This is a genomic window from Flavobacterium macacae (assembly GCF_003865365.1).
Lineage (GTDB): Bacteria > Bacteroidota > Bacteroidia > Flavobacteriales > Flavobacteriaceae > Flavobacterium > Flavobacterium macacae.
This window is the reverse complement of record NZ_RQVR01000008.1, coordinates 64,377-78,891: the sequence shown is the minus strand read 5'-3', so window position 1 is coordinate 78,891 and position 14,515 is coordinate 64,377. Positions and strand designations below refer to the sequence as shown.

At 37.3% G+C, this 14,515-nt stretch carries 8 protein-coding genes; all 8 read left to right on the top strand.

Features of this window, described 5'->3' with window-relative positions; all coding sequences use genetic code 11:
- Nucleotides 1-15 precede the first annotated feature (15 nt).
- Nucleotides 16-3,099 (top strand): SusC/RagA family TonB-linked outer membrane protein, encoded by a 3,084-nt coding sequence (locus EG849_RS08320; protein WP_125012623.1) that lies wholly within the window; start codon nt 16-18, stop codon nt 3,097-3,099.
- An 11-nt stretch (nt 3,100-3,110) separates the two neighbouring features.
- The gene (locus EG849_RS08315; protein WP_125012622.1) at nt 3,111-4,535 is read left to right on the top strand and encodes a RagB/SusD family nutrient uptake outer membrane protein; all 1,425 of its coding nucleotides are present in this window, start codon (nt 3,111-3,113) and stop codon (nt 4,533-4,535) included.
- Between the two features lie 16 nt (nt 4,536-4,551).
- A complete protein-coding gene (locus EG849_RS08310; protein ID WP_125012621.1) occupies nt 4,552-5,922 on the top strand; it encodes a glucoamylase family protein in 1,371 nt (456 codons plus the stop codon).
- Between the two features lie 305 nt (nt 5,923-6,227).
- On the top strand, nt 6,228-8,525 hold the full coding sequence (gene bglX, locus EG849_RS08305; RefSeq protein WP_125012620.1) for a beta-glucosidase BglX: 2,298 nt from the start codon (nt 6,228-6,230) through the stop codon (nt 8,523-8,525).
- A gap of 91 nt (nt 8,526-8,616) precedes the next feature.
- A complete protein-coding gene (locus EG849_RS08300) occupies nt 8,617-10,404 on the top strand; it encodes a discoidin domain-containing protein (RefSeq protein ID WP_125012619.1) in 1,788 nt (595 codons plus the stop codon).
- 229 nt (nt 10,405-10,633) lie between these two features.
- Nucleotides 10,634-12,298 (top strand): MFS transporter, encoded by a 1,665-nt coding sequence (locus EG849_RS08295; protein ID WP_125012618.1) that lies wholly within the window; start codon nt 10,634-10,636, stop codon nt 12,296-12,298.
- 79 nt (nt 12,299-12,377) lie between these two features.
- A complete protein-coding gene (locus tag EG849_RS08290; protein ID WP_125012617.1) occupies nt 12,378-13,283 on the top strand; it encodes an EamA family transporter in 906 nt (301 codons plus the stop codon).
- 36 nt (nt 13,284-13,319) lie between these two features.
- The gene (locus EG849_RS08285) at nt 13,320-14,444 is read left to right on the top strand and encodes a cysteine desulfurase family protein (protein ID WP_125012616.1); all 1,125 of its coding nucleotides are present in this window, start codon (nt 13,320-13,322) and stop codon (nt 14,442-14,444) included.
- The last annotated feature ends 71 nt before the right edge of the window (nt 14,445-14,515 follow it).

Sequence of the window (14,515 nt, the reverse complement as noted above, 5' to 3'; positions counted from 1 at the left end):
ACAAATTTCAAACAAATGAAAAACTTTATTTTCGGGGTATTTGTATTCCTTTTATATCAAGGTCAGATAATGGCTCAAGATATCAATGGAAAAGTGCTTGACGAAACTGGTTTGCCACTTCCAGGTGTGACCATTTCGAATGCTACAGCAAGTTCAAGCACGATTACAGATTTTGATGGAAATTTCTCTATCAATGCCAAAGCGGGTGAATCGCTTACTTTCACATTTTTAGGTTACCAAACACAAACGGTTACTGCATCAGCAGGTATGAGTGTTTCAATGTCATCTGCGGCAACTGATATTGATGAAGTTGTAGTTGTTGGTTATGGTTCACAGAAGAGGTCAGACTTAACCAGTGCAATTTCAACAATTAAATCAGATCAAATTACAAAGCAACCTGCTTATAATGCATTACAATCTTTACAAGGTAAAGCTGCTGGTGTAAATATTATTGCAAATGATGCTCCGGGAGCAACACCAACAATTATTATACGTGGACTTGGAACTGCCGAATCGGGAAGATCTCCAATGTATGTTGTTGATGGTATTATTACAGGATCTATTGCAAATTTGAACCCAAATGATATCGAATCATTTGATGTTATGAAAGATGCAGCTTCGTCTGCAATTTATGGTTCAAATGCTGCAAATGGTGTAGTTTTCATTACAACTAAAAAAGGAAAACAAGGAAATACTCAAATTAAAGTCAATTCTTTTTATGGTACAAAGTCAATTCTTAATCAAGTTAAGATGGCTAACTCAAGCCAATATGTTACTTTTTTCAATGAAAAACAAGCTGCATTAGGACTTTCTGAAAGACTCTCAACGAATCAACAATACAATACGGATTGGTTTGATGCTTTGGCAGGAGTAAGCTTTTCACAAGGAAATGATGTTTCTTTTTCTGGTGGAAATGAAAACAGTACCTATTATTTCAGTTTTAATAATTACACAGAAGACGGTTTAATCGATGATCATGATGTGTCAAGAAATACGTTGAGATCAAGCAATACCTTGAAAGCAATTGATGGTAAATTAAAAATCACACAAAATTTTAGTGCATCTTTTGCAAAATCAACTCCAAAGCCTTATAGTTCATTTACTGATGCTTACAAACAAGCACCAGTTGTTCCTGTATTATATCCTGACGGAAGATATGGGCAAAGTTTTTGGAATAAAACGACAGGTCAAGTTGGTTATGAGATTGGTCCTGGAGAATCTGGAGGTAGATTGAATGCAATTGGAAATCCAGTAGCAAATGCTTTCTATGCCAATGAGAAAAATAAAATGATGGAATTGCAAGGTTTAATTCAAGCCGATTATGAAATTACAGATTGGTTGACTGCAACTTCTCGTTTTGGTGCAACAAAATCATACTCTAAAACACGTGTTTTCAGTGATATTCGAGCAAGATGGTTAACTGCTGATCCAACAAGAACGGGTGCTTCATTTGATGCGAGTCAAGCAGCGGCGCCAAATTCAACTGAATTTGCTGATAACTCTTTGTCTTATAGAGATGTTGAAAGTTTTAGATATAACTGGGATACTTATTTAACTTTTGATAAATCTTTTGGGAAGCACAATTTTGATGCAACATTAGGGGTAACTCAAGAAAGAAGAAACGACATTTATGAGTCTTACATGCAAGGATACAATGTTCCGGCTCAAGAAAATTATTGGAATATCAACCTTGGATCTTCCAATCCATTAAAAGTAGCGCAGCAATTTTATGCTGATCCAATTCAAGTATTGTCTTATTTTGGAAGGATTCAATATAATTTTGACGAAAGGTATTATATTTCTGGTACAGTACGTCGCGATGGAAACAGTGCTTTTAAAAATAATGCCGAATATTGGGGAACTTTCCCTTCTGTAAGTGCAGGTTGGGTAATCACAAACGAAAGCTTTTTGAAAGACATCAAAAACATTGATTTTATTAAGTTAAGAGCAGGTTATGGTGAAGTTGGAAATGCAAACGTTCCCGTAAATATTAGTGTTATCAATGTGGATGCAGGAAGTGGAAACAATAATTATGTTTTTGGACCAAATCAAGATTTAATTCTTGGATCAAGCGCAGGATCTCCGGCAACTGAACTTTCTTGGGAAGTTACTAAAGAAGTAAATGTTGGACTTGATTTTGAATTGCTTGAAAGAAGATTATCAGGTACTGTTGATTACTATAACAGGTTAAATACAAACACGGTTATTGATGTTAAACCAATTTTAAATGGACCCTATAGCTCAAACTATTTTGATCACGGTGGTGAAGTTAGAAACAAAGGTATTGAGGCTTCTTTGAACTGGAGAGATAATATCACCGATGATTTTACTTATAGTATTGGTGTCAACTATGGTAGAAATACAAATACCCTTGAAAATGTTAAACCAGCTTACGACGGAACAATCGGAGGAAGCTTAGGTGATGGTCAAATTACAAAAAGACTTCAAGAAGGACAACCAATTTATTCTTGGTGGATGCTTGAATCAAACGGAGTTTGGCAAACTCAAGCAGAAATTGATGCCAATCCGCACATCGGTAATCCAGCACCAGGACACTTGAGATATGTAGATCAAAACGGTGATGGTTTGATTGATGATAGAGATAAAAAATATTTTGGTTCTTACATTCCTAAATTCTCTTACGGCGTAAACATTAATCTTGCTTATAAAAACTTTGATCTTTCTGTTGATGGTTTTGGAGTTGGTGGAAACAAAGTTTACAATGGTCTTAAAGGAACTAGAATTGATGGTGGTGAAAATATTGCTGCAGATACATTCAATGGTCGTTGGACTGGACCTGGAACATCAAACACAAACCCAGGAGCAAATAGAGATGCTTTAGCATCAAGCTATTTCTTAGAAGACGGAGATTACTTTAGAATCAACAACATCACATTAGGATATACTTTTGTTGATATGTTCAAAATTTCTAAATTAAGAATCTACGGTACAGCTCAAAATCCATTTATGTTCACTAAATATTCTGGATTTACTCCTGAATTAAATAATAGTGGTACACCACGTGAAACGGCAGGTATTGAGCTGTCTGCTTACCCAAATATCAAAACATTTATCTTCGGAGTAAATATTGAATTTTAATAAAAACACTTATGAAAATTAATTATAAAAAAATAGTTTGTTTCACTTTCGCTGCTGGTTTGCTAGTAGGATGTGATGATTTTCTTGACGTTGACAAAAGGAAAGACGTTACTCAAGAAGACAGCGGAGTGGTATATGAACCAGTTCAATTCGTGAATGGTATTTACGGAATGATGACAGAATGGGATTATGCTTTTTCTTACTTAGGAATAACAGAAATCATTTCTGATAACGCTGACAAAGGAAGTTCACCCACCGATCCAGGAGGCGACAAAGGACTTCTTGATGGTTTAACGCACACAGCAACTGTTGGTTCTGTAGAAGCAATGTGGACAAATTGGTACAAAGCGATTGGTCGTGCAACTTATTCAATTCAATATACTGAAGATTATGGTTTGACTGACGAAGCTTATAAAAATAGATTGATTGGTGAAGCTAAATTTTTAAGAGCGTATCATTATTTCTTTTTGGTAAGAGGTTGGGGAGATGTGCCTTTGCAACACCTTGATTTAACAACAAGAGTACCAAAAGAACAAGTGTATGATTACATCGAACAAGATCTTTTAGATGCTATTGCAACTTTACCAGAAAAAAGCCAATATGCACCAGCTGATTTAGGTAGAGCTACAAAAGGGGCTGCAAAAGCTTTGTTAGCAAAAGTGTATTTATATCAAAAAGATTGGGCAAATGCTTATGAATACGCAAACCAAGTAATCACTTCTGGTGAATATGGTTTAGAAGGTGATTATGCAACTTTATGGAGAGAAGAAACTGAAAACGGTACAGAATCAATCTTTGAAGTTCAAGCTCGTGGAGAATCAATTGCTCACGGTGTACAACAATATTCTGAAACGCAAGGTGCACGTGGTACCAGCGGATGGGGTTGGGGATTTAATACGCCATCTCAAAATCTGTTAGATGCTTTCAATGCTGAAGGAGATGCAATTAGAAGAGATGCAACAATTATCTTCAGAGGTGAAACTTTATTTGACGGACGTGAAGTTAGTACTGCAGTAGAGAATCCAATGTATAATGAAAAAGCGTATTCAAGCGCAAATGCTGGAGCAGGAGATGGAGACAAAAACATTAGAGTTTTACGTTTAGCAGAAATTTATTTAATTCATGCTGAAGCTGCAAATGAATTGAATAATTCAGGTGTTGCTGTAGCTTCTTTAAACGAAGTTCGTGGTAGAGTGAATTTAGGTGCTGTTGCTTTTTCAAACCAATCTCAAATGAGAACAGCTATCTGGAAAGAAAGAAGGTTAGAATTGGCTTTCGAACACGACAGATGGTTTGATTTAATCAGAACGGGTCAAGCAGAAGCAGCTATGGCTGCCGATGGAAAAACGTTCATTGTGGGTACACATGAGCTTTTCCCGATTCCTAACAATCAATTGATTGCAACACCAGGAATGACACCTAATCCAGGTTACTAATTTTTAAGTTTTTTTAATGAAATACCTACTTTTCTTATTTTTTATATTTACAAGTTGTGGGTCAAGTGAATCGTCTCCATCCGGGGGCGATTCTGCCACACCTGAAACGCAAGCACCATTGACTGACGATCAGCTGATGGATTTGGTGCAAAAGCAGACGTTCAAATATTTTTGGGATTTTGCAGAACCAAATTCAAAATTGGCGAGAGAAAGATACCATCCTGACGGAATTTACCCAGAAAATGATGCAAATATCATCACAACTGGCGGTTCAGGTTTCGGATTGATGGCAATTGTTTCAGCTGTTTCAAGAAACTATGTTTCAAGAACCGAAGCCGTGGCCCGATTAAACACAATTGCAGATTTTCTTGAAAATGCAGACAGGTTTCACGGAGCTTGGTCACATTGGATTGATGGAAACACCGGAAAAGTAAAACCTTTTGGCCAAAAAGACAACGGTGGCGATTTAGTAGAAACCGCTTTCTTATGCGAAGGAATTATTTGTGTTCGCGAATTTTTCAAAAACGGTTCTCCTGAAGAACAAGCTTTGGCACAAAAATTTGACAACCTATGGAAAGGTGTCGATTGGGATTGGTACCGAAACGGACAAGACGTTTTATATTGGCATTGGTCGCCTAATTATGGATGGGAAATGAACTTTCCGCTTAAAGGTTATGATGAAACGCTAATCACTTACGTTTTGGCAGCTTCATCTCCAACGCATCCCATCACGCCAGCGCCTTATCATCAAGGTTGGGCCAGAAATGGAGCCTTTGTTTCGTCAAATACCAAATACGGAATTCCACTTGTTGTAAAGCACAATGGTGCTGAAGAAGCGGGAGGACCTTTATTTTGGGCGCATTATTCATATGTCGGTTTAGATCCGACGCAACTTACAGACCAATATGTAAATTATTGGGACGTGAACGTAAATCATACCAAAATAAATTACCAGCATTGCGTTGAAAATCCCGGAAATTTCTCAGGATACGGCCCAAATTATTGGGGATTGACCGCTTCATATACCAGAAATAACGACGGCACTATCGGTTACAATGCGCACATGCCATCAAACGATAAAGGCGTAATTTCTCCAACAGCTGCAATATCTTCCATCGTTTACACGCCGGCAGAATCATTGGCAGCAATGCGAAATTTTTATGAAAATAACAGCGGTACAATGTGGGGACCGGCAGGTTTTTATGATGCTCATTCCACACATTTTGGATGGTCGGCAAAAAGATACCTTGCCATCGATCAGGGTCCAATGGTCGTGATGATAGAAAATTATAGAACGGGCTTACTTTGGAATCTTTTTATGAATGCTCCCGAAGTGCGCCAAGGATTGCTAAATTTAGGTTTCCATTCCGGAAAACACGGATTTTAAATTTGTTTTAGTTTGTTCCGGTTTTACTTTTAGTAGAAAAACCGGAACTATTAAAACAGAACTTTTTTTGAGAAGCGAAAGGCTTGGGCATTTTTTGCCATCCCTTTTCCCGCCTTCTTTCCAGAACTTTTTATTTTTTAAAGAAAAAAATAAAAAGGTTCTTCCCTTAAGTCGGGGCTATTTGAGAAGCCAATTGCACAAATTAAACGCCAGTCCGCCAAAATTGCGAATGCCAAAAACATCAATCAATCAACGCATAAAAATCAGGTTGCCAGAATATAAATACCCCTAAAATAAACAGTACAATGAATTTAAAAGCAGTAGCATTAGTAGTATTAGCGACTTCTTTTTCGGTTCACGCCCAAAAAGACAGGAAAAAAAACGCCATTAAGCCAAAACAGGAGTTTGTTTCTGAATTAATTTCAAAAATGACTTTAGATGAAAAAATCGGGCAGTTAAACCTCCCAAGCTCTGGAGACATTACCACAGGCCAAGCAAAAAGTTCAAACATTGCCAAAAAAATAGAAGACGGCCACGTTGGAGGTTTATTCAACATCAAGTCCGTAGCAAAAATTAAGGACGTTCAAAAAATTGCAGTAGAAAAAAGCCGATTGGGAATTCCATTAATCTTCGGAATGGACGTGATCCACGGTTATGAAACTACATTTCCAATTCCGTTAGGCCTGTCCACTTCTTGGGATATGGAAGCGGTAGAAAGAAGTGCACGAATCGCAGCAACAGAAGCAAGTGCTGACGGCATCAACTGGACCTTTTCGCCAATGCTTGATATTTCTCGCGAACCAAGATGGGGCAGAGTTTCTGAAGGAAACGGGGAAGATCCCTACTTGGCAGGAAAAATTGGAGCAGCAATGGTAAGAGGTTACCAAGGCAATGATTTATCAAAAAACAATACCATTTTATCTTGTGTAAAGCACTTCGCACTTTATGGAGCTCCAGAAGCGGGAAGAGATTACAACACCGTAGATATGAGCCATATCAGAATGTACAATGAATTTTTTCCTCCTTACAAAGAAGCTATAGAGGCAGGTGCAGGAAGTGTGATGGCAGCGTTCAATGAAATTGACGGAATTCCTGCAACAGGAAACAAATGGCTATTGACAGAAGTGCTTAGAAACCAATGGAAATTTGATGGTTTTGTGGTAACGGATTACACCGGAATTCCTGAAATGATTGATCACGGAATGGGCGATTTGCAAACGGTTTCGGCGTTGGCATTAAAAGCAGGAGTGGAGATGGATATGGTTGGAGACGGTTTTTTAACTACGCTTAAAAAATCTTTAGACGAAGGAAAAGTTACCATTGCAGAAATTGATAATGCAGTTCGTTTGATCTTGAATGCCAAATATGACTTGGGATTATTTCATGATCCTTATAAATATTGCGATGAAAAAAGAGCAAAAAAAGAAATTTACACCGATGGTTTCAGAGCTGAAGCAAGAAAAATTGCTTCTGAATCGATGGTTTTGATGAAAAATGACAACCAACTTTTGCCATTGAAAAAATCAGGAACGGTTGCCTTAATTGGACCTTTGGCGGATGCAGGAAACAACATGGCAGGAACTTGGAGCGTTGCTACAAACCAAGAAAGAACAAAATCTTTTAAAGATGCGATGAAAGAAGTTTTGGGCAATAAAGTGAATGTACTGTATGCCCAAGGTTCCAATTTAGATTATGACGCGGAATTTCAAAAACATGCTACCATGTTTGGCAAAGACATGAACAGAGATAACAGAACGCCAAAAGAAATCATTGCTGAAGCTGTTGCCATTGCTCAAAAATCAGATGTAATTATTGCTGCAATCGGTGAATCTGCCGAAATGAGTGGCGAAAGCAGCAGCAGGACAAATCTTGAAATTCCACAATCTCAAAGAGATTTATTAGAAGCTTTGAAAAAAACAGGAAAACCAGTCGTGGTAGTTTTATTCACAGGGCGTCCGTTAGTTCTGACCAATGATATTGATAAAACAGATGCATTGCTGAATGTTTGGTTTCCGGGCAGTGAAGCGGGTTATGCGATCACAGACGTGTTGTTTGGAGATGTAAATCCATCGGCTAAATTGTCTGCCACTTTCCCAAGAAGTTTAGGTCAAGTGCCTATTTTTTACAATCATAAAAATACAGGTAGACCGTTGGCAAACAAAGAAGGTCAATTTGAAAAATTTCGTTCTAATTATATTGACGAAAGAAACGAGCCATTATTCCCATTCGGATTTGGTCTGAGCTACACTAAATTTGAATACAGCAATTTAAAACTTTCTACAGAAAAAATAAATGCAAATCAAAAAATGACAGTTTCTGTTGATGTAAAAAACAGCGGTAATTTTGACGGAAAAGAAGTAGTCCAGTTATACATCAGAGATATGGTTGGTTCTGTAACAAGACCGGTGAAAGAGTTGAAAGGTTTTCAAAAAATACTATTGAAAAAAGGAGAAACTAAAAATATTGCATTCGAAATTTCGGTTGAGGATTTGAAATTTTACAATTCAGATTTAAACTTTGTGGCAGAACCAGGGAAATTCCAGGTATTTGTAGGAACCAATTCGGATGAAGTTTTAAACAAGGAGTTTGAATTAGTTAAATAATTTTTTTTGTGAGTTTGAAGGAACCCTTTAGTTGATTCTAAAGGGTTTTTTTACAAAAAAGAATACATTTCAATTACAAAATTCATAAGATATGATTTCGATACAAAACAAAAGCAACCCATTTTTAAATTTTTTCATAGCGATATTATTACTTTCGGGAACCCATGAAACTTTTGCCCAGCAAAAAACATACTGCAATCCCATCAATATCGATTACGGCTATTGCCCGATTCCAAATTTTGTCACGCAAGGAAAACACCGAGCCACTGCTGATCCGGTAATCACCAATTTCAAAGGAGAATATTACCTGTTTTCTACGAATCAATGGGGATACTGGCACAGCGCAGATATGCTGGACTGGAAATTTATTCCAAGAAAATTTCTTCGCCCAGAACATAAGGTTTATGATGAACTTTGTGCGCCTTCAGTTTCTTTTGTAAACGATACTTTGCTGGTAATCGGTTCCACGCACACTAAAGATTTTCCGCTTTGGATGAGCAAAAATCCAAAAACGGATGACTGGAAGGAATTAGTCCACAAGTCAGAAGCCGCTGCTTGGGATCCACAAATTTTTTGGGACAAAGAAAAAGACGAAGTCTATATGTATTATGGTTCCAGCAATTTATATCCGCTGTACGGAATGAAATTGAACCGAAAAACGTTTCAGCCAGAAGGCGAAAGAATTCCGGTTTTGGCACTGAACGATGACGAACACGGTTGGGAACGATTCGGGGAAAATAATGACAATACGTTTTTACAGCCTTTTACCGAAGGTGCTTTTATGACCAAACACAACAATAAATATTACTTGCAATATGGCGCTCCGGGTACCGAATTTAGCGGTTATGCCGACGGAGTTTACGTAGGAAATAATCCGCTTGGGCCGTTTGAATACCAGTCACACAATCCGTTTTCATATAAGCCGGGCGGTTTTGCAAGAGGCGCGGGTCACGGCGCAACGTATCAAGATAACAACAATGATTATTGGCACGTTTCGACCATCGTACTTTCGACAAAAAACAATTTCGAGCGAAGAATCGGAATCTGGCCGGCTGGTTTTGATGCCGATGGCGTGATGTATTCCAACACGGCTTATGGCGATTATCCAACATTTTTGCCTTCGGAAAAGAAAAACCATTTGAACGAAAATTTTTCGGGATGGATGCTTTTGAATTATAATAAAACGGTTCAGGTTTCATCAACTTTGGGTGGGTTGCAGCCTAATTTCATTACCGATGAAGACATGAAAACCTATTGGTCTGCAAAAACGGCTAATAAAGGAGAATATATCATTTCTGATTTGGGAGAAAAATCTACAATTAATGCCATCCAGATAAATTATGCCGACCAAGATGTGGAATTAATTGGAAAACCAGAAACCACAACGGGTCACAAATATATTATTTATGCTTCGGATGACAACAAAAACTGGAAAATTTTGGTAGATAAAAGCAAAAATACAAAAGACGTACCGCACGATTATATCGAATTAGACAAACCAGGAAAAGCACGTTATTTAAAATTAGAAAATATCCAAATGCCCACCGGAAAATTTGCCATCAGCGGTTTTAGAGTTTTTGGAAAAGGTGCGGGACAAAAACCAAATGCGGTAAAAAACTTTGCGCCTTTAAGAGCAGAAGCCAAGAAAAAAGGGGAGAGAAGAAGCGTTTGGTTTAAATGGCAGCAAGAAGAAAATGCAGACGGCTATGTAATTTATTTCGGAAAATCAGCGGACAAATTGTACGGCTCGATTATGGTTTACGGAAAAAATGAATATTACTTCAACGGATTGGACCGTTCAGATGCGTATTATTTTCAAATCGAAGCTTTTAACAACAACGGAATCGGACCTAAATCAGAAGTAAAAAAATCAGAATAGCACTTTTGGGCACTATCAGGACCGCAAACGTTGTAATATTAGATAAAATGAAATTATTTGCAGTTAAGAAAACGTTTTCGTTAATAACTATATTGCAACGGCTTGTTTAGTAATTTCTTATAAATGTATATTTAGCCAATATTTTTTTAAGTTATCATAAATTTTGAAATGCATTTTTGAAAAATCCTTAATTAAATTGAAAATACAAATAAAACCTAACCCTTAACTTATGAATTCAGAACAAACAAAATCCAATAATTCGGCGCTTTATACGCTGATTACGGTTTTCTTTTTTTGGGGATTTATCGGAGCATCAAATGGTGTTTTCATTCCCTTTTGCAAAATTAAATTCGGTCTTGACCAGTTTCAAAGCCAGCTGATCGATTTTGCATTTTATGGTGCTTATTATTTTGGCGCTTTATTACTGTTTATTCTCAGCGGTATGGCAAAAAAAGACATCTTGAATTCTTGGGGATTTAAAAAAGGAATTATAAACGGATTAATTATCAGTGCCGTCGGTGCTGCTTTTATGATTTACGCGGTTACGCAAGGAAGTTACGCCTTGATTTTGGCCGCTTTGTTTGTAGTGGCGCTGGGATTTTCATTGCAGCAAACTTCGGCACAGCCTTTTGCTGCCTCTTTAGGTTCGCCGCAAACAGCTTCAAACCGTTTGAATTTGGCAGGTGGCGTTAACTCATTTGGAACTACAATTGGTCCCATCGTGGTTTCAATAGCGCTTTTCGGAGTGATTGCAGGTGTTAATTTGGAAGAATTTGCTAAAAAAGCAGACTCTCTTGACAAAATGGAAATTCTTTATATGGCCGTTGGAGCACTATTTTTAGTGGCTGCGGCGCTGTTTTTCTTTTCTAAAAAATTGCCGGCAGGAAAAAGCGATGCTACTTTTGAACCTGCAGATAAGGCAAGAAATATATTGATCATGATTACTGTTGTGCTAATCGCAATTTTCGGGTACATCTTTTCACGTTATGAAGATCCAGAATTTATCACAAGATTTGTTGAAAATAAAGAAGTCGATTATTTAGGGCTTTGGCTCACTGTTGGAACCTTGCTGATCATTGTTTTCGGATTGCTTTACGCAAATTCTGCAGCACAAAAATCGCCACAAGGTTGGGGCGCAATGCGTTATCCACAGTTGGTTTTAGGGATGTTGGCACTTTTTACGTATGTTGGCGTGGAAGTTACGATCCAAAGTAATTTAGCCGAACTTTTAGGAACTCCTGAATTTGGCGATATCACTGGTGCAGCAATTGCACCTTACATTTCGATGTATTGGGGAAGCATGATGATTGGCCGTTGGGCTGGAGCCATTTCGGTCTTTAATCCGTCAAATAGCTTGAGAAAAATCTTGTTGATTGTTGTTCCTTATATCGCTTTTGGAGTGGTTCTTTTCGTAAATTATATTTCAGGTCAAGACATTACGCCGCTTTATGCTTATGCTGCAGTTGTTGCGGTTCAAATCGTGGGATTCTTTTTAGGGCAAGACAAACCTGCAAAAACGTTAATGATTTTCGGAGTTTTCGGAATGATTGCAATGCTTATAGGATTGTTTTCTACAGGAACCGTTGCGATTTATGCCTTTATGAGCGGTGGATTATTCTGCAGCATTATGTGGCCGGCAATTTTTTCTTTAGGAATTACTGGTTTAGGAAAATACACTTCTCAAGGATCTGCATTCTTGGTAATGATGATTTTGGGTGGTGGAATTATTCCGCCATTGCAAGGGAAAATTTCTGATATTATCGGAATCCACGAATCCTATTTCATTCCGGTTCTTTGTTTTGCCTACATCGCTTTTTATGGTTTTGCCGTAAAAGGAATCTTGAAAAAACAAAATATTGATGTGGATGCTATTGAAGCAGAAGGCGGCCATTAATTTCTCTTAATTATTTCAAAATAAAAAATCCGGAGCCGAATGTAATACCTACATTTGCTTCGGATTTTTTTATATAAAAATGAGTACTTCAAAACACTTTTCAGCGGCAATTGCAGCATTTATTATCTGGGGTTTTTTCAGTTTGGCTTTAAAGCCGTTGCACCATTATCCGTCGCTGGATATTTTGTTTTACAGGGTTTTTCTGTGCGTTATCCTGATGCTTGGCATTAACCTTATCTTCAGAAGAAATGTTTTGAAAGAAACCAAAGACAATTTCTTAGCGATGTCTAAAAAGCAAAAAAAAGAGGCTTTTCTTTTAACGCTGGGAGGCGCTATTTTATTGACGGCCAATTGGTTTTTCTTTATTTATGTGATGAACCACGTCAGCGTGAAATCGGCGGCATTTGCTTATTTGGTGTGCCCCATTTTGACCACGGTCTTCGCTTATTTTATATTGGAAGAAAAACTAAACAAGTGGCAGTGGACAGCTGTAGCTTTAAGTGTTTTTAGCTGCATTTTACTTGGGTTTAATCATTTGATGGATGTTTTTTACAGCGTAATTATTGCGGCAACCTATGCTTTGTATTTAGTAAGCCAACGAAAAAATAAAGCGATCGACAAGTTTTTACTGCTCACTTTGCAATTGACAACTTCGGCTGTAATATTGCTTCCGTTTTTTCCTTTTTATCGTGGCGAAGTGCCAACAGAAATCTCTTTTTATGTTTACATTGCCATTATTTCGGTGTTCTTTACCATCATTCCGTTGTTTTTAAATCTCTTTGCCTTGAAAGAAATGAGCTCCGCAAGCGTTGGAATTCTGCTGTACATCAACCCGTTGATAAATTTCTTTTTGGCTATTTTTTATTACAAAGAAGAAATTACGCCATTTCAAATTGTAGCGTATTCGTTGATCTTTTTATCAATTATCGTTTTTAATGTGAAGACTATTTTTAAATCAAAAGTGGAAACTCTTCCGTTGAATTAGATTTTATAATTCACAATAATTCCCGACTTTTGCAGTATGAAAAAAGTATATCTTGATAATGCTTCCACAACCGCTTTTCGTCCCGAAGTAATTCAGGAAATGACGAAAATAATGGCCGAAGATTATGGAAATCCTTCGTCAACGCACAGTTTTGGAAGAACTTCAAAAACCATTTTAGAAACTTCCCGAAAATCAATTGCCAAGCAAATCAATGCCACGGCCCGGGAAATTATCTTTACTTCTGGCGGTACCGAAGCCAACAATTGGATTCTGCGTTCGACTGTTGAAGATTTAAAAATCAAGAGAATTATCACGAGCAAAATCGAGCATCACGCGGTTTTATACCCCGTTTTGGCCTTGCAATCTGACTATCAAATTAAGGTGGATTTTGTAAAATTGAAATCAAATGGCGAAGTAGATATCAATCATTTGGTAGAATTGCTGTCTGAAGATATTCCAACGTTAGTTTCGTTGATGCACGTCAATAATGAAATCGGGACTGTTTTAGATCTCGAAAAAGTGGGACGCTTGTGCAAACAGCACAAAGCACTTTTTCATTCGGATACCGTGCAATCTGTTGGGAAGACCGAAATTGACTTGCAGAAAATTGATGCAGATTTCATTGTGGCAAGCGCTCATAAATTCCACGGGCCAAAAGGAACTGGTTTTGCTTTCATCCGGAAAAATTCAGGACTGCAGCCTTTGTTGTTTGGAGGCGAACAAGAAAAAGGGCTTCGTGCCGGAACCGAATCGATTCATAATATCGCTGGAATGGCAAAAGCTTTAGAGCTTTCGTATGAAAATTTAGAAAGTGAAAGAAAGCATGTTTTAGAGTTGAAAAAGTATTTCGTAGTTGAATTGAAATCCAATTTCCTAGAGTATAAAATCAATGGAAATCCAGAAGGTTTTTATAATATAATCAATGTTTTATTGCCGTTTTCAGAAGACAAAACTTCAATGATTCTTTTCAATTTAGATATGAAAGGAATTGCAGTTTCACGAGGAAGCGCATGCCAATCAGGAAGTATCAAACCTTCGCACGTTTTGGTGGAAATTTTATCAGAGGAGGAAATAAGAAAGCCGAGCTTGAGAATTTCATTTAGTCATTTTAATGAGAAAGAAGATATTGATGTTCTTGTAGAAGCTTTGAAAACAATTTAAAAATAGATTTTAAATATTTTTTTTGTATCTTTTTTATTACGTTTATTTTATAAGTTTGTGGCTTAATTAAA